The organism is Duganella rivi (assembly GCF_009857435.1).
In the GTDB taxonomy this organism is placed as follows: Bacteria; Pseudomonadota; Gammaproteobacteria; order Burkholderiales; family Burkholderiaceae_D; genus Rugamonas; species Rugamonas rivi.
The window spans coordinates 102652-128057 of sequence record NZ_WWCK01000009.1 but is presented as its reverse complement, the minus strand read 5'-3'; the positions used below and the strand labels follow the sequence as shown (position 1 = coordinate 128057).

Below are 25406 nucleotides of genomic sequence, written 5' to 3'. Positions count from 1 at the left end.
CCGCCCGCCACGCGGCGCGCTGCTGCGCCGTCTGCACCGGCGCCTTCGTGCTGGCGCGCGCCGGCTTGCTGGACGGCCGCCGCGCCGTCACCCACTGGCTCGATGCCGCCGCCCTGCAAGCCCAATACCCGGCCGTCGCGGTGCAGGACGACGCCATCTACCTGCGCGACGGCCGCTACTACACCTCGGCCGGGATTGCCGCCGGCATGGACCTGGCGCTGGCGCTGGTGGAAGAAGACCAGGGCCGCGCCGCCGCGCTGGCGGCGGCCAAGCGGCTGGTGGTGTTCTACAAGCGTCCCGGCGGCCAGCGCCAGTTCAGCTCGGAATTGCTGGCGCAGGCCGACCCGCAGGGCGTGCATGGCCGCCTGGCCGGCTGGCTGCGCCCGCGCCTGCAGCAGCAGCTCGATGTCGAGCAAATGGCCGCGGCATTGGCGATCTCGGTGCGCACCCTGCACCGCCGCCTGCAGCAGGAAGCCGGGGTGTCGCCGGCGCAATTGCTGCTGCGGCTGCGCATGGAAGCCGCCTGCGCGCTGCTGGAGCGGCCCGGCATGAGCGTCAAGCGCGCCGCCCACCAGGCCGGCTTTGCCAGCGAGTACAATCTGCGGCGCGCGTTTGCCGCGCAGCTGGGCGTCGCGCCCAGCGCCTACCAGGCCCGCTTCGGAGGATGGGACGCAGATGCAGGAATTTGAAAAATGGCTGGCCCGGGTGCTGCTCTTAAATAGCGCGCTGGCGCTGGGCGTGTGCCTTGGCCTGCTGGGCGGGCCGCTGAGCGGCGCCGACCGCTACCTGGTGTTTGGCGCCGCCTTGCTCGGCTTCCTGTCGGCGGTGGCCGCGCTCAAGCGCTGGCGGCTCGGCCTGTGGGGCGGCGGCCTGTACTACGCCTTGCAGCTGTTCAGCTATTTCCCGGCCGATAGCGGCTGGCAATTCAGCGTCAAGGCCGGCGTCAGCATCGGCCTGATCTTCCACCTGGCTAGCGCCGTGCTAGTCGTCAACATAGTGGCGGCCGCCCTGCTGGCCGCCACTATCTTCGCCCTGGCGCGCCGCAAATTGCCAAATTGCTAGCGGTTAACCCCGCTATTCCGTCATCCGCCGGTCACACAGCCATAGCAAAATGTCCGTGTGGATACATTCGTTAAGCTAGTCTTAGACGATTTCCAACTTTTTTAATAAATAAATATTCCTTTTTATGGTTGCGCCGGCGAGACAAGCGCCTTAAAAAGTTAATTTTGGGCAATAAGCTCAGCTATAATTCAAGATCTAAAATTGCCCCCGGACTGCGTTTTGAGGCAGTTACAAAGGGTAACGGGCGTAAAGTTTTCAAGAAAAAAAAGTTTACTTAATGGAAGTCGAATCGCAGTCGTTATGTACGTAGTGATTCAGACTAATTGCAGAACCCGGATGCCGCACAGGGAGGCATCCGGGTTGCTTTCTGTACAAAATACATCGCAGCACCTCCAGGAGAAATAGCATGACCATCGCACTGAGCTTTGACACCGAAACCATCGCTGGACTCGGCACGAGCACCATCGTCCAGCTGGGCACGGAAGACATTGCGGGCTTCTCCTCGGATCAACTGGGGGCCTTTACCTCCATGCAGGTGCCGGCCTTCACCACCCAGCAGCTGGCGCTCGGCCTGACCAGCGGCCAGGTTCAGTACCTCAACACGCTGCAGGTGTCGGTGCTGCAATCGAGCCAGTTGGCCGTGTTCCAGACCGCCACCCTGGCGGCGCTGAGCACGCAGAACGTGGCGGCGCTGTCGACCGGCGCCATTGCCGGCATCACCACCGCCCAGATCAAGGCCCTGACCACCAGCCAGGCCGTGGCGCTGACCACCGCCCAGGCCGCCCAGCTGAGCAGCAACCAGCTGGTGGCGTTGAACACCAATACCATTGCCGCGCTGGAAACCGCCGACCTGGTGGCGATCTCCACCGCCGTGCTGGTGCAGATGAGCACCGCCCAGGTGGCGGCTCTGACCACCGCCCAGATCAATGCGCTGCCGACCGCCGCGCTGGCCGGCCTGAGCACCGCCGCCATCTCGGTGCTGAGCACCGACCAGGCCGTGGCCCTGACCTCGGCTGAAATCGCCGCCCTGACCACCCAGCAAGTGGCCGCCCTGTCGAGCCGCGCGCTGGGCGCGATTGAAACCGCCGACCTGGCCGGCTTCTCGACCAACGCCATTGTTGCCCTGAAAACCAACCAGCTGGTCGGCCTGACCACCGCCCAGGTGGCGGCGCTGTCGACCAACCAGATCAGCGCGCTGGAAAGCGCCGATCTGGCCGCGCTGTCCACCGATCAAGTGATCGCCCTGACCACCCTGCAAGCCAGCGTGCTGAGCAGCTCGCAAGCGGCCGCCCTGAGCACCAACGGCGTCGGCGCCCTGGAAACCGCCGATCTGGCCGCCCTGTCGACCGCTGCCGTGTCGGCCCTGAGCGCCAACCAGATCAAGGCGCTGGACACCGCGCAAGTGATCGCCCTGACCACCGCCCAAGCCGCGACCCTGAGCAGCACCCAGGTCGCTGCGTTGGCCACCGCGCTGGTCGCCGCGCTGGAAACCGCCGACCTGGCCGCCATCAAAGCCACTTCGCTGGCCGTGCTGAGCACCGCGCAAGTGGCGGCCCTGACCACCGCCCAGATCAACTCGCTGCCGACCGCTTCGCTGGCCGCGCTGAGCACCGCTGCCGTTGGCGCCCTGAGCACCGAACAAGCCGTGGCGCTGACCTCGGCCCACCTGGCTGCCCTGAGCACCCAGCAAGTGGCCGCGCTGTCGACCAGCGCCATTGCCGCGCTGGAAACCGCCGATCTGGTGGGCCTGTCGAGCAATGACATCGGCGCCCTGCGCACCGTGCAAGTGGCGGCCCTGACCACCGGCCAGATCACCGCGCTGTCGACCGGCCAGATCGCCGCCCTGACCACCGCTGGCGTGGCCGCCCTGACCACCAACCAGGTGGTGGCCCTGAGCACCGCCCAGGCCAGCGTGCTGAGCAGCTCGCAAGCCGCCGCCCTGAGCACCAACGCCATCGGCGCGCTGGAAACCGCCGACTTCGCCGCACTGTCGACCGCCGCCATTGCCGCGCTGAGCGCCAATCAAATCAAGGCACTGGACAGCGCCCAAGTGGTGGCCCTGACCACCGCCGATGCCGCCACCCTGAGCACCCTGCAAGTGGCCGCGCTGTCGACCGCGCTGGTAGCAGCACTGGAAACCGCCGATCTGGCCGCGCTGAAAACCAATGTGATCGCAGCCCTGAGCTCGGCACAAGTGGCCGCCCTGACCACCCTGCAAATCAACACCCTGGCCACCGCGCAACTGGTCAACATCAGCACCGGCGGCATCGCCGGCCTGACCACCGCGCAAGTGGTGGCGCTGACCTCGGGTCAGATCGCCAGCCTGACCACCACCCAGATCGCGGCCCTGACCGACGACAGCATCGGCGCGATTGAAACCGCCGACCTGGCCGGCCTGACCACCAGCCAGATCGCCGTGCTGCGCAGCGCCCAGCTGGGCCTGCTGAGCTCCGACCAGATCGGCGCCCTGTCGACCGCCCAGGTGGTGGCGCTGACCACCTCGGCCTTCGCCGGCCTGAGCACCGCACAAATCGCCGCCCTGACCACCGCGCAAGCGTCATCGCTGAGCACCGCGCAAGTGGTAGCGCTGGGCACCAACGCGATTGCCGCGATTGAGACCGCCGACTTTGCCGCGCTGTCGACCAACGCCGTGGCCGCGCTGAGCGCGACCCAGGTCAAAGCGTTGACCACCAATCAAGTCGTCGCCCTGACCACCAACGAAGCCGCCACCCTGAGCAGCGCCCAGGTGGCCGCGCTGACCGCCAACGCGGTTGCCGCGCTGGAAACCGGCGACCTGGCCGCTATCAAGACCGCCAGCATCGCTGCCCTGAGCACCGCGCAAGTGGCGGCGCTGACCACCGCCCAAGTCAACTCGCTGCCGACCGCTTCGCTGGCCGCGCTGAGCACCGCTGCTGTCGGCGCCCTGAGCACCGAGCAGGCTGTGGCGCTGACCTCGGCCCAGCTGGCCGCGCTGAGCACCGCGCAAGTGGCTGCGCTGTCGACCAACGCGATTGCCGCACTGGAAACCGCTGACCTGGCCGGCCTGTCGACCAACGACATCGCTGCCCTGCGCAGCGCCCAGGTTGCTGCCCTGACCACCGCGCAAGTGGCGACCTTGTCGACCACCCAGGTGGCGGCCCTGACCACCGGCGCGATTGCCGCGCTGACCACCAACCAGGTCGTCGCGCTGACCACCGCCCAGGCAGCGGTGCTGAGCAGCGCGCAAGCAGCCGCGCTGAGCACCAACGCCATCGGCGCACTGGAAACCGCCGATCTGGCTGCCCTGTCGACCGCTGCCGTGGCCGCCCTGAGCGCCAACCAGATCAAGGCACTGGACAGCGAGCAGATCATCGCCCTGACCACCGCCGAAGCCGCGACCCTGAGCACCGCCCAAGTGGCGGCGCTGTCGTCCACCGCGATTGCCGCGCTGGAAACCGCCGACCTGTCGGCCATCAAGACCGCCGCTATCGCTGCGCTGAGCACCGCGCAAGTGGCGGCCCTGACCACGCTGCAAATCAACACCCTGGCCACCGCTTCGATCGCTGCGCTGAGCACCGCCGGCATCGCTGCCCTGAGCACCGCGCAAGCCGTGGCGCTGACCTCGGCGCAACTGGCCGCACTGGGCACCGCGCAAGTGGCGGCCCTGAGCTCGAGCGCGCTGGGCGCGCTGGAAACCGCTGACCTGGCGGGCCTGTCGACCAACGACATCGCCGCCCTGCGCAGCAGCCAGCTGGCCGGCCTGACCACCGCCCAAGTGGCCACCCTGAGCACCGGCCAAGTCGCCGCGCTGACCACCTCGGCCATCGCCGGCCTGAGCACCGATCAAATCGTTGCCCTGACCACCGCGCAAGCCGCCACCCTGAGCGCCGCCCAGGTGGCCGCGCTGGGCACCAACGCCGTGGCCGCGATTGAAACCGCCGACTTCGCAGCACTGTCGAGCGCCGCTGTTGCCGCGCTGACCGTCAACCAGGTCAAAGCGCTGACCACCGCGCAAGTCGTCGCCCTGACCACCGCCGAAGCGGCTGCCCTGAGCACCGCGCAAGTGGCAGCGCTGTCGACCAACGCCGTTGCTGCGCTGGAAACCGCCGACCTGGCCGCACTGAAAACCGCCGCCATCGCCGCGCTGACCACCGCGCAAGTCTCGGCACTGACCACGCTGCAAATCAACAACCTGGCCACCGCGTCGCTGGCTGCCCTGAGCACCGCCGGCATCGCCGCCCTGGGCACCGCCCAGGTGGTGGCGCTGACCTCGGCGCAAATCGGTTCGCTGGGCACCGCGCAAATCGCTGCCCTGACCGACGACAGCATCGGCGCAATTGAAACCGCCGACCTGGCCGGCCTGACCACCAGCCAAGTCGCCGTACTGCGCAGCGCCCAGCTGGCAGGCCTGACCACCGGCCAGGTTGCCGCCCTGTCGACCGCCCAGGTATCGGCGCTGACCACCAGCGCCGTTGCCGGCCTGAGCACCGCTCAAATCGTGGCACTGACCACCGCGCAAGCGGCGGTACTGAGCACCGCCCAAGTGCTGGCGCTGAGCAGCAATGCCATCGCCGCACTGGAAACCGCTGACTTCGCGGCGCTGTCGACCAACGCTGTTGCCGCCCTGAGCGTGGCGCAAGTCAAAGCGCTGACCAGCGACCAGGTTGTGGCGCTGACCACCGGTGAAGCCGCCGCCCTGAGCACCGCGCAAGTGGCTGCGCTGTCGGCCACCGCCGTCGCTGCACTGGAAACCGCCGACCTGGCCGCGATCAAAACCGCCGGCATCGCCGCGCTGACCACCGCGCAAGTGGCGGCACTGACCACGCTGCAAATCAACACCTTGGGCACCGCTTCGCTGGTGGCCATCAGCACCGCCGGCATCGGCGCGCTGACCACCGCGCAAGTCGTGGCCCTGACCTCGGCGCAAATCGGCGCGCTGGCCAGCGCCCAGATCGGTGCGCTGAGCAGCAACAGCATCGGCGCGATTGAAACCGCCGACCTGGCCGGCCTGACCACCACCCAGGTTGGCCTGCTGCGCAGCGCGCAACTGGCTGGCTTGAGCACCGGCCAGGTGGCTGCCCTGTCGACCGCGCAAGTGGCGGCGCTGGCAACCGCCGCCATCGCCGGCCTGAGCACCGCGCAAATCGTCGCGCTGACCACCGCCCAGGCATCGGTGCTGAGCACCGCCCAAGTGGCGGCACTGACCACCAACGCGATTGCCGCACTGGAAACCGCTGACTTTGCAGCGCTGTCGACCAACGCCGTTGCCGCCCTGAGCGTGGCGCAAGTCAAAGCGCTGACCAGCGACCAGGTCGTGGCGCTGACCACCGGCGAAGCGGCTTCGCTGAGCACCGCCCAAGTGGCCGCGCTGTCGGCCACCGCTGTCGCTGCACTGGAAACCGCCGACCTGTCGGCAATCAAGACTGCCGCTATCGCTGCGCTGAGCACCGCGCAAGTGGCTGCCCTGACCACGCTGCAAATCAACACCCTGGCCACCGCTTCGATCGCTGCGCTGAGCACCGCCGGTATCGCTGCACTGAGCACCGCCCAAGCTGTGGCGCTGACCTCGGCACAACTGGCCGCACTGGGTACCGCCCAAGTGGCAGCCCTGAGCTCGAGCGCGCTGGGTGCACTGGAAACCGCCGATCTGGTAGGCCTGTCCACCAACGCGGTTGCTGCCCTGCGCAGCAGCCAGCTGCTGGGCCTGACCACCGCGCAAGTAGCAACCCTGAGCACCGGCCAAGTGGCCGCGCTGAGCACCGCCGCTGTTGCCGGCCTGGGTACCGATCAAATCGTCGCCCTGACCACCGCGCAAGCCTCGGTGCTGAGCACCGCCCAAGTGGTGGCGCTGGGCACCAACGCGATTGCCGCCATCGAGACCGCCGACTTTGCTGCACTGTCGAGCAACGCGGTGGCTGCGCTGACCGTCAACCAGGTTAAAGCCCTGACCACCGCGCAAGTGGTGGCGCTGACCACCACCGAAGCGGCCGCCCTGAGCACCGCCCAGGTAGCCGCGCTGTCGAGCAACGCCGTGGCAGCGCTGGAAACCGCCGACCTGGCCGCCATCAAAACCGCCGCCATCGCCGCGCTGGGCACCGCGCAAGTCGCCGCGCTGACCACGCTGCAAATCAACAACCTGGCCACCGCCTCGCTGGCCGCGCTGAGCACCGCCGGCATCGCCGCGCTGGGCACCGCCCAAGTGGTGGCGCTGACCTCGGCGCAAATCGCCGCGCTGGGCACCGCCCAGGTAGGCGCCCTGACCAGCAGCAGCATCGGCGCGATTGAAACCGCCGACCTGGCCGGCCTGAGCACCAGCCAGGTGGCTGTGCTGCGCAGCGCCCAGCTGGCCGGCTTGAGCACCGCCCAAGTCGCCGCCCTGAGCACCACGCAAGTCGCGGCCCTGACCACCGGCGCCGTTGCCGGCCTGAGCACCGATCAAATCGTTGCCCTGACCACCGCCCAAGCCGCAGCGCTGAGCACGGCGCAAGTGCTGGCGCTGAGCACCAACGCGATTGCCGCGCTGGAAACCGCTGACTTTGCAGCACTGTCGACCAGTGCCGTCGCCGCCCTGAGCGTGGCGCAGGTGAAAGCGCTGACCAGCGCCCAAGTCGTGGCACTGACCACCGGTGAAGCCGCATCCCTGAGCACCGCGCAAGTGGCTGCGCTGTCGGCCAACGCCGTCGCCGCGCTGGAAACCGCCGATCTGGCTGCGATCAAGACTGCCGCTATCGCCGCGCTGACCACCGCGCAAGTGGCGGCCCTGACCACGCTGCAAATCAACACCCTGGGCACCGGCACCTTGGCCGCCATCAGCACCGCCGGCATCGGCGCGCTGACCACCGCCCAGGTGGTGGCGCTGACCTCGGCCCAACTGGGCGCGCTGAGCACCGCGCAAGTGAGCGCGCTGACCAGCAGCAGCATCGGCGCGATTGAAACCGCCGACCTGGTGGGTCTGTCGACCAGCGCCGTTGCTGCACTGCGCAGCAGCCAGCTGGTAGGCCTGACCACCGGTCAAGTCGCCGCGCTGGGCACCGCGCAAGTGGCTGCCCTGAGCACCGCCGGCATCGCCTCGCTGGGCACCGACCAGATCGTCGCCCTGACCACCGCCCAAGCTTCGGTACTGAGCACTGCGCAAGTGGCAGCACTGGGCACCAACGCCATCGCTGCGCTGGAGACCGCCGACTTTGCAGCGCTGTCGAGCAACGCTGTGGCCGGCCTGACCGTCAACCAGATCAAGGCGCTGACCACCGGCCAGGTGGTGGCACTGACCACCACCGAAGCTGCCGCACTGGGCACCGCGCAAGTGGCCGCGCTGTCGACCAACGCGATTGCCGCGCTGGAAACCGCTGACCTGGCCGCGATCAAAACCGCCGCCATCGCCGCGCTGAGCACCGCGCAAGTGGCTGCGCTGGGCACCACCCAGATCAACACCCTGGCGACCGCTTCGGTGGCCGCCCTGAGCACCGCCGGCATTGCTGCCCTGAGCACCGAGCAAGTGGTGGCGCTGACCTCGGCACAGTTCGCCGCACTGGGCACCGCGCAAGTGGCGGCCCTGAGCAGCAACAGCATCGGTGCGATTGAAACCGCCGACCTGGTGGGCCTGTCGACCAGCGCCGTCGCTGCGCTGCGCAGCGCCCAGCTGGTAGGCCTGAGCACTGCCCAGGTGGCCGCGCTGAGCACCGCGCAAGTGGCGGCCCTGAGCACCGCCGGCATCGCTTCGCTGGGCACCGCGCAAATCGTCGCGCTGACCACCGCCCAAGCCTCGGTACTGAGCACCGCGCAAGTGGCGGCACTCGGCACCAACGCGATTGCCGCGCTGGAAACCGCTGACTTTGCCGCTCTGTCGACCGCTGCTGTGGCCGGCCTGAGCGTCAACCAGATCAAGGCGCTGACCACCGGCCAGGTCGTGGCCCTGACCACCACCGAAGCGGCTGCCCTGAGCACCGCGCAAGTTGCGGCCCTGAGCACCGACGCGATTGCTGCGCTGGAAACCGCCGACCTGTCGGCGATCAAGACCGCTGCCATCGCTGCCCTGACCACCGCGCAAGTGGCGGCCCTGAGCACGCTGCAAATCAACACCCTGGCGACTGCCTCGCTGGGCGCCATCAGCACCGCCGGCATCGCGGCGCTGACCACCAACCAGATCGTGGCCCTGACCTCGCAGCAACTGTCGGCCTTGAGCAGCCTGCAAATCGTCGCCCTGAGCAGCAACAGCATCGGCGCGATTGAAACCGCCGACCTGGTTGGCCTGAGCACCAGCGCCGTCGCCGCCCTGCGCAGCGCCCAGCTGGTGGGCCTGAGCACCACCCAGGTGGCTGCCCTGAGCACCGGCCAGGTGGCTGCGCTGAGCACTGCCGGCATCGCTTCGCTGAGCACCAACCAGATCGTGGCCCTGACCACCGCGCAAGCGTCGGTACTGAGCACCGCGCAAGTGGCTGCGCTGGGCACCAATGCCATCGCCGCACTGGAAACCGCCGACTTCGCAGCACTGTCGACCGCCGCCGTTGCCGGCCTGAGCGTCAACCAGATCAAGGCGCTGACCACCGGCCAGGTGGTGGCACTGAGCACCGCCGAAGCGGCTGCCCTGAGCACCGCGCAAGTGGCCGCGCTGTCGACCGACGCGATTGCCGCGCTGGAAACCGCCGACCTGTCGGCCATCAAGACGGCCTCGATCGCCGCCCTGACCACCGCGCAAGTAGCTGCCCTGAGCACGCTGCAAATCAACACCCTGGGCAGCGCCTCGCTGGGTGCGATCAGCACCGCCGGCATCGCCGCCTTGACCACCAACCAGATCGTGGCGTTGACCTCGCAACAACTGTCGGCCCTGAGCAGCGCGCAAATCGTCGCCCTGACCAGCAACAGCATCGGCGCAATTGAAACCGCCGACCTGGTGGGCCTGAGCACCAGCGCCGTGGCCGCATTGCGCAGCAGCCAGCTGCTGGGCCTGTCGACCACCCAGCTGGCCGCACTGGGCACCAACCAAATTGCTGCACTGAGCACCGCTGCCGTGGCTTCGCTGAGCACCAACCAGATCGTGGCCCTGACCACCGCGCAAGCGGCGGCCCTGACCACGGCGCAAGTTGCCGCGCTGGGCACCAACGCGATTGCCGCCATCGAGACCGCCGACTTTGCAGCCCTGTCGAGCAACGCGGTGACCGGCCTGACCGTGACCCAGATCAAGGCGCTGACCACCGGCCAAGTCGTCGCCCTGACCACCACCGAAGCGGCCGCCCTGAGCACCGCGCAAGTGGCTGCGCTGAGCACCGACGCGATCTCCGCACTGGAAACCGCTGATCTGTCGGCAATCAAGACCGCCGCCATCGCCGCGCTGAGCACCGCGCAAGTGGCCGCCCTGAGCACGCTGCAAATCAACACCTTGGGCAGCGCCTCGCTGGGTGCGATCAGCACCGCCGGCATCGCCGCCTTGACCACCAACCAGATCGTGGCGCTGACCTCGCAACAACTGTCGGCCCTGACCAGCGCGCAAATCATCGCCCTGAGCAGCAACAGCATCGGCGCGATTGAAACCGCCGACCTGGTGGGCCTGAGCACCAGCGCCGTGGCTGCCCTGCGCAGCAGCCAGCTGCTGGGCCTGTCGACCACCCAGCTGGCCGCACTGGGCACCAACCAAGTTGCTGCACTGAGCACCGCTGCCGTGGCTTCGCTGAGCACCAACCAGATCGTGGCCCTGACCACCGCGCAAGCGGCGGCCCTGACCACGGCGCAAGTTGCCGCGCTGGGCACCAACGCGATTGCCGCGCTGGAAACCGCTGACTTCGCCGCACTGTCGAGCAACGCGGTCACCGGTCTGACCATCAACCAGATCAAAGCGCTGACCACCGGCCAGATCGTTGCCCTGAGCACCGCCGAAGCCGCCGCGCTGAGCACCGCGCAAGTGGCTGCGCTGACCACCAACGCGATTGCCGCGCTGGAAACCGCAGACCTGTCGGCCTTCAAGACCCAGGCCATCGCAGCGCTGACCACCGGTCAAGTTGCGGCCCTGAGCACCTTGCAGATCAACACCCTGGCAACCGCTTCGCTGGCTGCCATCAGCACCGCCGGCATCGCTGCGCTGACCACTGAGCAGGTGGTTGCACTGACCTCGGCCCAGATCGCCGCGCTGACCACCGCCCAAGTCGTGGCGCTGAGCAGCAACAGCATCGGCGCGATCGAGACCGCCGACCTGGCCGGCCTGAGCACCGCCGCCATGGCCGCGCTGCGCAGCAACCAGCTGGACGGCTTGACCACCAGTCAGGTGGCTGCACTGGGCAGCAACCAGGTGGCTGCGCTGAGCACCGCCGGCATCGCTTCGCTGAGCACCGATCAGCTGGTGGCACTGAACACCGCGCAAGCGGCCGCACTGAGCAGCGCCCAAGTGGCTGCCCTGGGCACCGCCGTGATCGGCGCGCTTGAAACCGCCGACTTCGCTGCGCTGTCGACCAACGCTGTGGCCGGCCTGAGCGCCAACCAGATCAAGTCGCTGAGCACCGCCCAGGTGGTCGCCCTGACCACCGCGCAAGCGGCGGCCCTGAGCACCGCCCAGGTGGCAGCCCTGCCGACCGCCTCGGTGGCCGTGCTGGAAACCGCTGACCTGTCGGCCCTCAAGTCGCAAGCCATCACCGCGCTGAGCACCGCGCAAGTGGCTGCCCTGAGCACGCTGCAAATCAACACCCTGGCGACCGCCTCGCTGGCCGCCATCAGCACCGCCGGCATCGCCGCGCTGACCACCGCGCAAGTGGTGGCGCTGACCTCGGCCCAGATCGCCAGCTTCGGCACCGCCCAGGCGGTGGCGCTGACCAGCAACAGCATCGGCGCGATTGAAACGGCTGACCTGGCCGGCCTGAGCGCTGCCAACGTGGCCGTACTGCGCACCAACCAGCTGGCCGGTCTGGCGACCGAGCAAGTGGCTACGCTGTCGACCGCGCAAGTGGCCGCCATTAGTACCGCCGGCATCGCCTCGCTGAGCACCAACCAGGTGGTGGCGCTGACCACGCTGCAGGCAAGCGTACTGGGTAGCGCGCAAGCTGCGGCCCTGAGCACCAACAGCATCGCCGCACTGGAAACCGCCGATCTGGCGGCGCTGTCGACCGCTGCAATCGCTGCGCTGACCGCCAACCAGATCAAGGCACTGGGCACCGCGCAAGTGGTGGCGCTGACTACCAACGAAGCTGCCGCCCTGAGCACCGCCCAGGTGGCAGCCCTGACCACCGCCTCGGTGGCTGCGCTGGAAACCGCTGATCTGGCCGCGATCAAAACCCAAGCCGTGGCTGGCCTGAGCACCGCGCAAGTGGCCGCCCTGAGCACGCTGCAGATCAACACGCTGGGCACCAGCACCCTGGCCGCCATCAGCACCGCCGGCATCGGCGCGCTGACCACCGACCAGGCTGTGGCGCTGACCTCGGCGCAACTGGCGTCGCTGTCGACCAACCAGGTAATCGCCCTGCGCAGCCAGACCATCGGTGCGCTGGACACCGCCGACCTGGCCGGCCTGAGCACGCTGGACATCAGCGTGCTGCGCACCAACCAGCTGGCCGGCCTCGAAACCGAGCAAGTGGCGACGCTGTCGACCGCGCAAGTGGCCGCCATCAGCACCGCCGGCATCGCTTCGCTGAGCACCAACCAGATCGTGGCGCTGACCACGGCCCAGGCGTCGGCGCTGACCGCCGCCCAGGCCGCAGCGCTGACCAGCAACGGCATCGCCGCACTGGAAACCGCTGATCTGGCCGCACTGTCGACCGCTGCGATTGCCGCCCTGAGCGCCACCCAGATCAAGGCGCTGGGCACGGCCCAGGTGGTGGCGCTGACCACCGGCGAAGCCGCTGCCCTGAGCACCCTGCAAGTGGCAGCGCTGACCACCGCTTCGGTGGCCGCGCTGGAAACCGCTGACCTGGCCGCGATCAAGACCCAGGCCATCGCGATTCTGAGCACCGCCCAGGTCAACGCGCTGACCACCCAGCAAATCAACACGCTGGGCACCGCCACCCTGGCTGCGCTGAGCACCGCCGCTATCGGCACGCTGAGCACCGATCAGGTCGTGGCGCTGACTTCCAGCCAGTTCGCCGCGCTGAGCACCGCGCAAGTGGTGGCGCTGTCGACCAACAGCATCGGCGCGATTGAAACCGCCGACCTGGCCGGTCTCAGCACCGCTGACGTGGCGGCCCTGCGCACGCTGCAACTGACCGGTCTGTCGACCGCCCAGGTGGTGGCGCTGAGCACCGCGCAAGTGGCGGCGCTGGGCACCGCAGCCTTCTCGGTGGGCCTGAGCACCAACCAGATCGGCGCCCTGACCACCGCGCAAGCGGCCTCGCTGGCCACCGCGCAAGTGGCGGCCCTGTCGAGCCGTAACTTCTCGGCCCTGTCGACCGGCGCGATTGCCGCGCTGACCGTGTCGGAAATCGCGGCAGTCAGCACCGCCAACCTGTCGGTACTGAGCTCGGCACAAGGCGTGGCGCTGACCACCGCGCAAGTGGCCAACCTGAGCACCCAGCAAGTGGCGGCGCTGTCGACCACCGCGCTGGCCGCGTTCGAAACGGCTGACCTGGTGGCGATCACCACCAACGGCATCCGCGCGCTGTCGTCGAAACAGATCCGCTCGCTGACCACCCAGGAGATCGTGTCGCTGACCACCAACCAGATCCACGCGCTGACCACCCAGCAGATCCATGCCCTGTCCGCAGACCAGCGTGGTTCGCTGACCGGCGCCCAGATCAGCGCGCTGATCTCGCTGACCCCGATCGCGCTCGACCTGAACGGCGACGGCGTGCAAACCACCGCACTGGGTAACGGCGTGCAGTTCGACCTGGCCGCCAGCGGCAACAAGGTCAACACCGGCTGGCTGGCCGGCGGCGACGGCTTCCTGGCGCTGGACCGCAACGGCGACGGCATCATCAACGACGGTAGCGAACTGTTCGGTTCCGGCACCACGCTGGCCAACGGCAAGCGCGCCGCCGACGGCTACGCCGCCATGGCCGAACTCGACACCAACGGCGACGGCACCATCGACGCCAAGGATGCCAAGTTTGCCGACCTGCGCGTCTGGGTCGACGGCAACGCGGACGGCGTCAGCCAGGCGAGCGAACTGAAATCGCTGGCCGACCTCGGCATCACCAAGCTCAACCTCGACGTGAAAGATGGCGCCACCGGCAACAACGGCAACATCCTCGGCGCCACTTCGACCTACGAGACTGCCGACGGCGCCAGCCACGCGGTAGCCGACGTCTGGTTCTCGGTGTCGGCCGCGCAGCAACCGCTGAGCAACAATGTCAGCGGCCTGTCGCAGGCACTGAACAGCTTCAACACCGCAGCCAGCGCACCGGCCGTGACCAAGCTGGAAGTGCCGGGGCAGGGCGTGGGCGGCAACGTGGCCAACTTGGCCGCCGCGCTGAACCAGTTCGAGGCTGACGGCAAGCCGACCTTGAACGCGGCTTCGGCCAACAGCGAGGAGCTGAAACTGAAAGCGCTGCATGGCGGCGCATCGCAAGGCTTCCTTGCGGTGCCTGGCAAGTAAGCACGGCGATTGAAGTGACGAACGGCAGAGCAAACGCTCTGCCGTTTGTGTCTGGATGGTTGCTTTTGAGAAAACATGGCCCACTTCTTGCGTTGCTTTCCGTTGCCGTGCGTAAATAAAAAAACTTAATGCAGTTGAGAAAAAGGTCGCTTTACACGTTCAGGCCGGACAGCCCCGCAATTTTCCAGCGGTCAATTAACTGAATCTATGTGAAGGTCTGCAACGATTTAAATGTTAACCAGAGGAAAATTCATACCGGCGAAATCCTAAAGTTGCTTCAAAGATTGACGTTAAGAACTAAAGCGTGTGGAGTCCGCACGCACCTGTATCTGCAAGAACTACCGCAACACCCAATTCAAGCTGGAGCTGCCGGGAATTGCCCCGTCGGCTCCATCACCTGTCCGTATAGAACTGTGTAGTGCCCCAAGGAGAATGGAAATGAGCATCATCACGACAATGAAGTCCGAACAGATTGCCGCGCTGTCGACTACCACCATCGCAGCACTCGCGACGGCTGACCTGGTTGCGCTCAATTCCGCCCAAACGCGGGCCTTCACCACCGACCAGATCGGTGTCCTGACCACCACCCATATTGCGGTGCTGACCACCAAACAACTGAGCAACGGCCTGACCACGGACCAGATCGTTGCCCTGACGTCCAACCAGGTGGGCGCGTTCAACTCGGCGCAGATCAATGCCCTGTCGACCACCTCGCTGGCGGCAATTGAAACCGGCGACTTCGCCAACCTGAAAACCTCGGCGATTGCCGGCATGAGCACGGCGCAGCTGTCGGCGCTGACCACTGACCAGGTGGTGGCCCTGACCTCCCAGCAAGCGGCAGCCCTGAGCAGCGCGCAGGTTGTCGGCCTGAGCACCAACGCCATCGTGGCGATTGAAACCGGCGACTTCGCTGCCCTGAAATCGTCCGCCATCGGCGGCCTGGGCACCTCGCAAGTGGCAGCCCTGACCACTGACCAGGTCAGCGTCATGACCGCCGGCCAAGTGGCGGCCCTGAGCACCAACGCCATCGCCAACGGCCTGACCACCGACCAGGTGGTGGCCCTGAGCTCCCTGCAACTGGCCACCTTGAGCAGCGCGCAGTTTGGCGCGCTGTCGACCAACAACGTGGCGGCCATCGAGACCGCCGACCTGGTCGCCTTGAAAACCAACGTCATCGCCTCGCTGAAAACCGCGCAGCTGGCAGCCCTGACCACCGACCAGGTCAGCAGCCTGACCAGTGCTCAGGTCGTGGCGCTGAGCACCGCCAGCATGGCTGCGCTGAGCACCAACCAGGTGGTGGCCCTGACCGCCACCCAGGCTGCTGTACTGAGCTCGGCCCAGGTGGCCGCCCTGAGCACCAACGCGGTGGCCGCGATTGAAACCGCCGACCTGGCCGCGCTGAAAACCAACGTGATTGCCGCCCTGACCACCAATCAGGTCAAGGCGTTGACCACCGACCAGGTAGTGGCCTTGTCGTCGCAACAAGTGGGCGCCCTGAGCAGCCAGCAAGTTGCCGCGTTCGGCACCAGCGCGATTGCCGCGATTGAAACCAACGACATCGGCGCCCTGAAAACCAATGCCATTGCCGCCCTGACCAGCCAGCAAACCGCCGCGCTGACCACCGATCAAGTTGGCAACCTGGGCACCGCGCAAATCGCTTCGCTGACCACCGCCAACCTGGCCAACGGCCTCACCACCGACCAGGTCGTGGCGCTGTCGTCGAGCCAGCTGGGCGCGCTGAGCACTGCGCAGTTCGCCGCGCTGTCGACCACCAACGTGGCCGCCATCGAGACTGCCGACATCGGCGGCCTGAAAACCAACGTCATCGCCGCGCTGAAAACCAACCAGCTGGCCGCCCTGACCACCGACCAGATCGGCGCCCTCGGCACCGCGCAGGTGGTGGCCCTGACCACCGCCAGCATTGGCGCCCTGACCACCGACCAGGTGGTAGCCCTGTCGTCGCAGCAAGTCGGCGCCCTGAGCAGCCAGCAAGTGGCGGCCCTGAGCACCAACGACATCGCCGCGATTGAAACGGCCGACATCGGCGCGCTGAAAACCAACGCCATTGCCGCCCTGACCACCAACCAGACCAAGGCGCTGACCTCCGACCAGGTGGTGGCGCTGTCGTCGCAACAAGTGGGCGCGCTGTCGAGCGCGCAAGTGTCCGCGCTGGGCACCGCCGCCGTCGCCGCGATTGAAACGGCCGACATCGGCGCGCTGAAAACCAACGCTATCGCCGGCCTGAGCACCGCGCAACTGGCTGCCGTCACCACCGACCAGGTGACCGCGCTGAGCACCGCGCAAATCGCCGCGCTGAGCACCAATGCACTGGCCAACGGCCTGACCACTGACCAAGTGGTCGCCATGTCGTCGAACCAGCTGGGCGCGCTGAGCACCGCGCAGTTCGGCGCGCTGTCGACCAACGCCGTTGCCGCCATCGAAACCGCCGACATCGGCGGCCTGAAAACCAGCGTCATCGCCGCGCTGAAGAGCAACCAGCTGGCCGCCCTGACCACCGACCAGATCGGCGCCCTGAGCACCGCCCAGGTGGGCGCGCTGACCACCGCCAGCGTCGGCGGCCTGACCACCGACCAGGTGGTGGCCCTGTCGTCGCTGCAGGTTGGCACCCTGAGCAGCCAGCAAGTGGCAGCCCTGAGCACCAACGCCATCGCTGCGATCGAGACCGCCGATATCGGCGCGCTGAAAACCAACGCCATCGCCGCGCTGACCACCAACCAGACCAAGGCTCTGACCACCGACCAGGTGGTGGCCCTGTCGTCGCAACAAGTTGGCGCGCTGTCGTCGCAACAAGTTGCGGCCCTGAGCACCAGCGCGATTGCCGCGATTGAAACCGCCGACATCGGCGCGTTGAAAACCAATGTGATTGCCGCCCTGACCACTGGCCAGCTGGCTGCCATTACCACCGACCAGGTGACCGTGCTGAGCACCGGTCAAGTGGCCGCGCTGAGCACCAACGCCATCGCCAACGGCCTGACCACCGACCAGGTGGTGGCCCTGTCGTCGAACCAGCTGGGCGCCTTCAGCACCGCGCAATTCGCCGCACTGTCGACCACCGCCGTGGCTGCCATCGAGACCGCCGACATCGGCGGCCTGAAAACCAGCGTCATCGCCGCGCTGAAATCGAACCAGCTGGCGGCCCTGACCACCGACCAGATCGGCGCCCTGAGCACCGCTCAGGTGGGCGCGCTGACCACCGCCAGCGTCGGCGGCCTGACCACCGACCAGGTGGTAGCCCTGTCGTCGCTGCAAGTTGGCACCCTGAGCAGCCAGCAAGTGGCGGCCCTGAGCACCAACGCCATCGCCGCGATTGAAACCGCCGACATCGGCGCGCTGAAAACCAACGCCATCGCCGCGCTGACCACCAACCAGACCAAGGCTCTGACCACCGACCAGGTAGTCGCCCTGTCGTCGCAACAAGTCGGCGCCCTGAGCAGCCAGCAAGTTGCCGCCCTGAGCACCAGCGCGATTGCCGCGATTGAAACGGCCGACATCGGCGCCCTGAAAACCAACGTCATTGCCGCCCTGACCACCGGCCAGCTAGCTGCCATCACCACCGATCAGGTGACCGTGCTGAGCACCGGTCAAGTAGCCGCGCTGAGCACCAACGCCATCGCCAATGGCCTGACCACGGACCAAGTGGTGGCACTGTCGTCGAACCAGCTGGGCGCCTTCAGCACCGCGCAATTTAACGCGCTGTCGACCACCGCGATTGCCGCGATCGAGACCGCTGACATCGGCGGCCTGAAAACCAATATCATCGCCGCGCTGAAGACCAACCAGTTGGCCGCGCTGACCACCGACCAGCTGTCGAACCTGAGCACCAACCAGGTTGTAGCGCTGACCACCGGCAGCATCGCTGCGCTGACCACCGACCAGGTGGTAGCCCTGTCGTCGAACCAGTTCGGCGCACTGAGCAGCGCGCAGATCGCCGCCTTCAGCACCAACGATATCGCTGCGATTGAAACCTCGGACATCGGCGCGCTGAAAACCGCGGCCATCGCTGCCCTGACCACCAACCAGACCAAGGCCCTGACCACGGATCAAGTGGTGGCCCTGTCGTCGCAACAAGTTGGCGCGCTGTCGAGCCAGCAAGTGGCCGCCCTGAGCACCAGCGCAATTGCCGCGATTGAAACGGCCGACATCGGCGCGCTGAAAACCAACGTGATTGCCGCCCTGACCACCGGCCAGCTGGCAGCTATCACCACCGACCAGGTGACCGTGCTGAGCACCGGTCAAGTGGCCGCGCTGAGCACCAACGCTATCGCCAACGGCCTGACCACCGACCAGGTGGTGGCGCTGTCGTCGAACCAGCTGGGCGCCTTCAGCACCGCGCAATTCAACGCCTTGTCGACCACCGCGATTGCCGCGATCGAAACCGCCGACATCGGCGGCCTGAAAACCTCGATCATCGCCGCGCTGAAGACCAACCAGCTGGCTGCCCTGACCACCGACCAGCTGTCGGCCCTGAGCACCAACCAGGTTGCCGCGCTGACCACCGGCAGCATCGCCGCGCTGACCACCGACCAGGTGGTGGCTCTGTCGTCGAACCAGTTCGGCGCCCTGAGCAGCTCGCAGATTTCCGCCTTTAGCACCAACGACATCGCCGCGATTGAAACGGCCGACATCGGCGCGCTGAAAACCAACGCCATCGCCGCGCTGACCACCAACCAGACCAAGGCCCTGACCACGGATCAAGTGGTCGCGCTGTCGTCGCAACAAGTTGGCGCGCTGTCGTCGCAGCAAGTTGCCGCGCTGAGCACCAGCGCCGTGGCTGCGATTGAAACCGCCGACATCGGCGCGCTGAAAACCAACGTGATTGCCGCCCTGACCACTGGTCAACTGGCTGCCATCACCACCGACCAGGTGACCGCGCTGAGCACCGGCCAAGTGGCTGCGCTGAGCACTGCAGCCATCGCCAGCGGCCTGACCACCGACCAGGTGGTTGCGCTGTCGTCGAACCAGCTGGGCGCCTTCAGCACCGCGCAATTCAACGCGCTGTCGACCACCGCGATTGCCGCCATCGAAACCGCCGACATCGGCGGCCTGAAAACCTCGATCATCGCTGCGCTGAAAACCAACCAGCTGGCCGCGCTGACCACTGACCAGCTGACTGCCCTGAGCACCGGCCAGGTTGCCGCGCTGACCACTGGCAGCATCGCTGCGCTGACCACCGACCAGGTGGTGGCCCTGTCGTCGAACCAGTTCGGCGCCCTGAGCAGCACCCAGATCGCCGCCTTCAGCACCAACGATATCGCCGCGATTGAAACGGCCGACATCGGCGCGCTGAAAACCAACGCGATTGCCGCGCTGACCACCAATCAGACCAAGGCACTGACCACGGATCAAGTGGTGGCCCTGTCGTCGCAACAAGTTGGCGCGCTGTCGAGCCAGCAAGTTGCCGCGCTGAGCACCAGTGCCGTGGCCGCGATTGAAACCGGCGACATCGGCGCGCTGAAAACCAATGTGATTGCCGCCCTGACCACTGGCCAGCTGGCAGCCATCACCACCGACCAGGTCACCGCGCTGAGCACCGGCCAAGTGGCTGCGCTGAGCACCAACGCCATCGCCAACGGCCTGACCACCGACCAGGTGGTGGCGCTGTCGTCGAACCAGCTGGGCGCCTTCAGCACCGCGCAGTTCAACGCGCTGTCGACCACCGCGATCGCCGCGATTGAGACCGCCGACATCGGCGGCCTGAAAACCTCGATCATCGCTGCGCTGAAAACCAACCAGCTGGCCGCGCTGACCACTGACCAGCTGACGGCCCTGAGCACCGGCCAGGTTGCCGCGTTGACCACCGGCAGCATCGCCGCGCTGACCACCGATCAGGTGGTGGCCCTGTCGTCGAACCAATTCGGCGCCCTGAGCAGCACCCAGATCGCCGCCTTCAGCACCAACGATATCGCCGCGATTGAAACGGCCGACATCGGCGCGCTAAAAACCAACGCGATTGCCGCGCTGACCACCAACCAGACCAAGGCACTGACCACGGATCAAGTGGTGGCCCTGACCTCGCAACAAGTTGGCGCGCTGTCGAGCCAGCAAGTGGTGGCACTGGGCACGGCCGCGATTGCCGCGATCGAGACCGCCGACATCGGCGCCTTGAAAACCAACGCTGTCGGCGCGCTGAGCACCGCACAACTGGCGGCCATCACCACCGATCAGATCACCGCACTGGGCACTGCCCAAGTTGGCGCGCTGAGCACCGCAGCGCTGGCCAGCGGCCTGACCACCGACCAGGTAGTGGCCTTGTCGTCGAACCAGCTGGGCGCCTTCAGCACCGCGCAATTCGCCGCGCTGTCGACTACCGCTGTGGCCGCGATTGAGACTGCCGACATCGGCGGCCTGAAAACCGCCATCATCGGCACGCTGAAAACCAACCAACTGGCTGCCCTGACCACCGACCAGATCGGCGCGCTGAGCACCGGCCAAGTGGCGGCCCTGACCACCGGCAGCATCGCTGCGCTGACCACCGATCAAGTGGTAGCCCTGTCGTCGAACCAGTTCGGCGCCCTGAGCACCGCCCAGATCGCCGCCTTCAGCACCAACGATATCGCCGCGATTGAAACGGCCGACATCGGCGCGCTGAAATCGTCGGCCATCGCCGCCTTGAGCACCAACCAGGTCAAGGCCCTGACCACCGACCAGGTGGTTGCCCTGAACAGCAGCCAGGTCGGCGCGCTGTCGAGCCAGCAAGTGACCGCACTGGGTACTTCCGCGATTGCCGCGATTGAAACCGCTGACATCGGCGCGTTGAAAACCAACGCTATCGGTGCGCTGAGCACCGCACAACTGGCAGCCATCACCACCGACCAGATCACCGCCTTGGGCACCGCCCAAGTCGGCGCGCTGAGCACCGCAGCACTGGCCAGCGGCCTGACCACCGACCAAGTGGTGGCCTTGTCGTCGAACCAGCTGGGCGCCTTCAGCACCGCGCAATTCGCCGCGCTGTCGACCACTGCGGTGGCCGCGATTGAGACCGCCGATATCGGTGGCCTGAAAACCGCCATCATCGGTTCGCTGAAAACCAACCAGCTGGCCGCACTGACCACCGACCAGATCGGCGCTCTGGGCACCGCGCAAGTGGCCGCTCTGACCACCGGCAGCGTCGGCGCCCTGACCACCGACCAAGTGGTGGCCCTGTCGTCCCTGCAAGTTGGCACCCTGAGCAGCCAGCAAGTGGCGGCCTTCAGCACCAACGCGATTGCCGCGATTGAAACGGCCGACATCGGCGCGCTGAAATCGGCAGCGGTCTCGGCCCTGAGCACCAACCAGGTCAAGGCCTTGACCACCGACCAGATCGTTGCCCTGAGCAGCGGCCAGGTCGGCGCCCTGTCGAGCCAGCAAGTGACCGCGCTGGGTACCGCCGCCATTGCCGCGATTGAAACCGCTGACATCGGCGCATTGAAAACCAACGCGATCGGCGCCCTGAGCACCGCGCAACTGGCCGCCATCACCACCGACCAGGTGACCGCGCTGGGCACCGCCCAAGTGGCCTCGCTGAGCACCGCAGCCCTGGCGAGCGGCCTGACCACCGACCAGGTGGTGGCGCTGTCGTCGAACCAGCTGGGCGCCTTCAGCACCACGCAGTTCAACGCGCTGTCGACCACTGCCGTGGCCGCCATCGAAACCGCTGACGTCGGCAGCCTGAAGACCAGCATCATCGCCACGCTGAAAACCGCGCAAGTGGTGGCGCTGACCACCGACCAGATCGGCGCACTGAGCACCAGCGCAGTGACCGCGTTGGCCTCGGCCAGCATCGGCGTGCTGACCACCGATCAAGTGGTGGCGCTGTCGTCCCTGCAAGTGGGCACCCTGAGCTCGGCACAAGTGGCAGCCTTCGGCACCAACGCGATTGCCGCGATTGAAACGGCTGACATCGGCGCGCTGAAAACCGCCGCCATCGCCGGCCTGACCACCAACCAGGCGAACGCGCTGACCACCGACCAGGTGGTGGCACTGACGTCGCAGCAGATCGGCGCCCTGAGCAGCACCCAGGTTGCTGGCCTGAGCACCTCGGCGACCGCCGCGATTGAAACGGCTGACATCGGCGCGCTGAAAACCGCCGCCATCGCTGCGCTGCGCACCGCCCAGCTGGCAGCGATCACCACCGACCAGGTCACCGCGCTGAACACCGCGCAGATCTCCGCGCTGAGCACCGCCGCCCTGGCTGCGGCGCTGACCACCGACCAAGTGGTGGCACTGTCCTCGCTGCAACTGGGCACGCTGAGCACGGCGCAGATCAACGCGCTGACCACCACCGCGATTGCGGCGATTGAAACCGCTGACATCGGCGCGCTGAAGACCAACGTCATCAGCACGCTGAAAACCGCGCAAGTGGCAGCCCTGACCACCGACCAGATCGTGGCCCTGAGCAGCTCGCAAGTGGGGGCGCTGGCAACCGCCGCGCTGGCCAACTCGCTGACCACCGACCAGGCCGTGGCGCTGACCAGCGCGCAAGTGGGTGCACTGAGCTCGACCCAAGTGGCGGCACTGTCGACCAACGCGGTTGCGGCATTGGGCACCGAAGACATCGGCGCGCTGAAGACCTCGGTCATGGGCGCCCTGCAAACGGCGCAAGTGGCGGCCCTGACCACCGACCAGATCGTGGCCCTGAGCAGCCAGCAAGTAGGCGCGCTGTCGAGCAGCCAAATCAAGGCGCTGTCGACCAACCAGCTGGTGGCGATTGAAACCGCCGACCTGGTGGGCCTGCGCACCTCGGTGATCTCGGCCCTGAGCACGCAGCAGATCATGTCGATGACCACCGACCAGATCCACTCGCTGACCAGCCAGCAAGTCTGCGCCCTGACCAGCGACCAAGGCCAGGCGCTGACCACTGATCAAGTGGCGGCACTGCCTTCGCCACTGGGCACGCCAATCGTGCTGGATCTGAACGGTGACGGCATCACCACCCTGGGCCTGTCGGCTGGTGTGAACTTCGACGTCAACGCCACCGGCACCAAGCGCAACACCGGCTGGGTAGGCGGCGGCGACGGTCTGCTGGCACTGGATCGCAACGGCGACGGCGTGATCAACGACGGTAGCGAGCTGTTCGGTTCGGGCACCACGCTGGCCAACGGTTCGAAAGCGACCCAGGGCTACGCGGCGCTGGCTGAACTCGACACCAACGGCGACGGCACCATCGACGCCAAGGACGGCGCGTTTGCCAACCTGCGCGTCTGGGTGGACGGCAATGCCGACGGCGTCAGCCAGGCGGACGAGCTGAAGTCGCTGGCCGATCTGGGCATCACCAAGCTGAACCTCGATGCCAAGCAGAACGTGTCGCAGAACAACGGCAACTGGGTCGGCATCACCTCGACCTACGAGACCGCTGACGGCGCCAGCCACACCGCGGCCGACGTCTGGTTCGCACAGGGCGCCACGAGCAGCGTCAGCAGCTCGGTCAGCAACCTGTCGAACGCGCTGTCGAGCTTCAACGCCGCTGCCACCGCAGCGACCGAGAACGCGACCAAGCTGGATCTGCCTAGCGCCACCAACGCATCGGTGACGGCACTGGCTAGCGCCATCGGCAACTTCGACAGCACCAAGTTGACGGCAACGTCGAACTCGGCAGCGACCGAGGAAACCCAGCGCCTGAAAGCACTGCTGACCGGCAGCCATAGCAACGGCATCCTCGCTGCCAAGTAAGCACCGCCTCAGCTAGCACCAGGAACGGCAAGACCTACGGGTCTTGCCGTTTTTTTTTTGCTTCCCGAATCGCTAGCAATGGGCCGCATCTTGTCACTCGTCAAAATGGCCAGGCAGGCGGCGGACGTAGACTGGGATATGCCAAATACCAGCCCACCAGCCCGCTACGATATGCCATGGAAAACAGCAATAACGCGCGCTTTCCATGACTTCATGGCGTTCTTTTTTCCCGAGATGAGCCGTCAAATCAATTGGAAGAAGCGGCCGCGCTCCCGCGACAAGGAACTGGTGAGGGTAGGCTTCGGCGATGCCCCGAGCGGCTTGGTGGGCGACAAGCTGTTCGAGGTGTGCCTGCATGACGGTAGCGTGCGATGGGTGCTGATTCACATCGAAGTGCAGGCACAGCGTGATAACTCGCTGGCCTTGCGCGTGCTGGACTACAACTATCGCATTTTTAGAGAGTATGGGCAGCCGGTGGCCAGCTTGGTCGTGCTGGCCGACGATGATCCCTATTGGCGTCCGTGCGCCTTCCACAACGAGTTGTTGGGTACGGTGATGGGTATCTCCTTTGCCACGGCCAAGCTGCTTGATTACGCCGGCCGCAGCGATGCCTTGCTGGCGTCGGATAACCCGTTTGCTTTACTCGCGCTGGCGCATTGGCGCACGCAGCAGGCCGGCCGTGATCCCGATCAGCTTTTTGCATCGAAACTAGAGTCGACCGAGCTACTGTATCAACATGGCTGGAGTAAGCAGCGCATAATGATGATGTTCGATGTGATTAACTGGATGATGGCCCTGCCTGAGCCGCATCAGCTACGCTACTGGCAAGCGATTGTTCAGATGGAGGAGGAACGCAAAATGAAGTGGATCAGTCCATTAGAGCAGTCGTTCATCGACAAAGGCATTCAGAGGGGCCTGGAGCAAGGGCTAGAACAAGGCCTGGAACAAGGCCTGGAACAAGGCCTGGAACAAGGCCTGGAACAAGGCCGTAAGGAAGGTGCTGCTTTCGTGCTGGAGCGTTTGCTCACGCAGCGCTTCGGCCCCCTGCCCAAGGCCGTAAGGCACAAGCTGGCCAAGGCTACTATGACGCAGATCGGTGAGTGGAGCGATACGCTACCGCAGGCGCAATCGCTGAAGCAAGTGTTTAGCTGAAATAGGACGGTAATTAGGCCTGTGTTTCTGCAACAGA

At 66.6% G+C, this 25406-nt stretch carries 5 protein-coding genes; all 5 read left to right on the top strand.

Annotated elements, in window-relative coordinates:
• On the top strand, positions 1 to 689 hold a 689-nt coding region (locus GTP45_RS26900; protein ID WP_161016907.1), incomplete at its 5' end, for a GlxA family transcriptional regulator.
• A complete protein-coding gene (locus tag GTP45_RS26895) occupies positions 676 to 1062 on the top strand; it encodes a hypothetical protein (protein ID WP_161016906.1) in 387 nt (128 codons plus the stop codon). The genes GTP45_RS26900 and GTP45_RS26895, both read left to right, overlap by 14 nt.
• 406 nt (positions 1063 to 1468) lie before the next feature.
• Positions 1469 to 14548, top strand: coding sequence for an SPM autocatalytic domain-containing protein (locus GTP45_RS26890; protein ID WP_161016905.1), 13080 nt, complete (start codon positions 1469 to 1471; stop codon positions 14546 to 14548).
• A gap of 438 nt (positions 14549 to 14986) precedes the next feature.
• Positions 14987 to 24217 carry an SPM autocatalytic domain-containing protein gene (locus GTP45_RS26885; RefSeq protein WP_161016904.1) on the top strand — a complete coding sequence of 3077 codons (9231 nt, stop codon included), beginning with the start codon at positions 14987 to 14989 and terminating at the stop codon, positions 24215 to 24217.
• A 234-nt stretch (positions 24218 to 24451) separates the two neighbouring features.
• Entirely contained in the window at positions 24452 to 25369 is a 918-nt protein-coding gene (locus GTP45_RS26880) for an RpnC/YadD family protein (RefSeq protein WP_161016903.1), read from the top strand.
• The last annotated feature ends 37 nt before the right edge of the window (positions 25370 to 25406 follow it).

Coding starts and splice junctions, on each gene's coding strand:
- GTP45_RS26885 (WP_161016904.1), top strand. CDS start 14,987: ATGAGCATCATCACGACAATGAAGTCCGAACAGATTGCCGCGCTGTCG.
- GTP45_RS26895 (WP_161016906.1), top strand. CDS start 676: ATGCAGGAATTTGAAAAATGGCTGGCCCGGGTGCTGCTCTTAAATAGC.
- GTP45_RS26880 (WP_161016903.1), top strand. CDS start 24,452: ATGAGCCGTCAAATCAATTGGAAGAAGCGGCCGCGCTCCCGCGACAAG.
- GTP45_RS26890 (WP_161016905.1), top strand. CDS start 1,469: ATGACCATCGCACTGAGCTTTGACACCGAAACCATCGCTGGACTCGGC.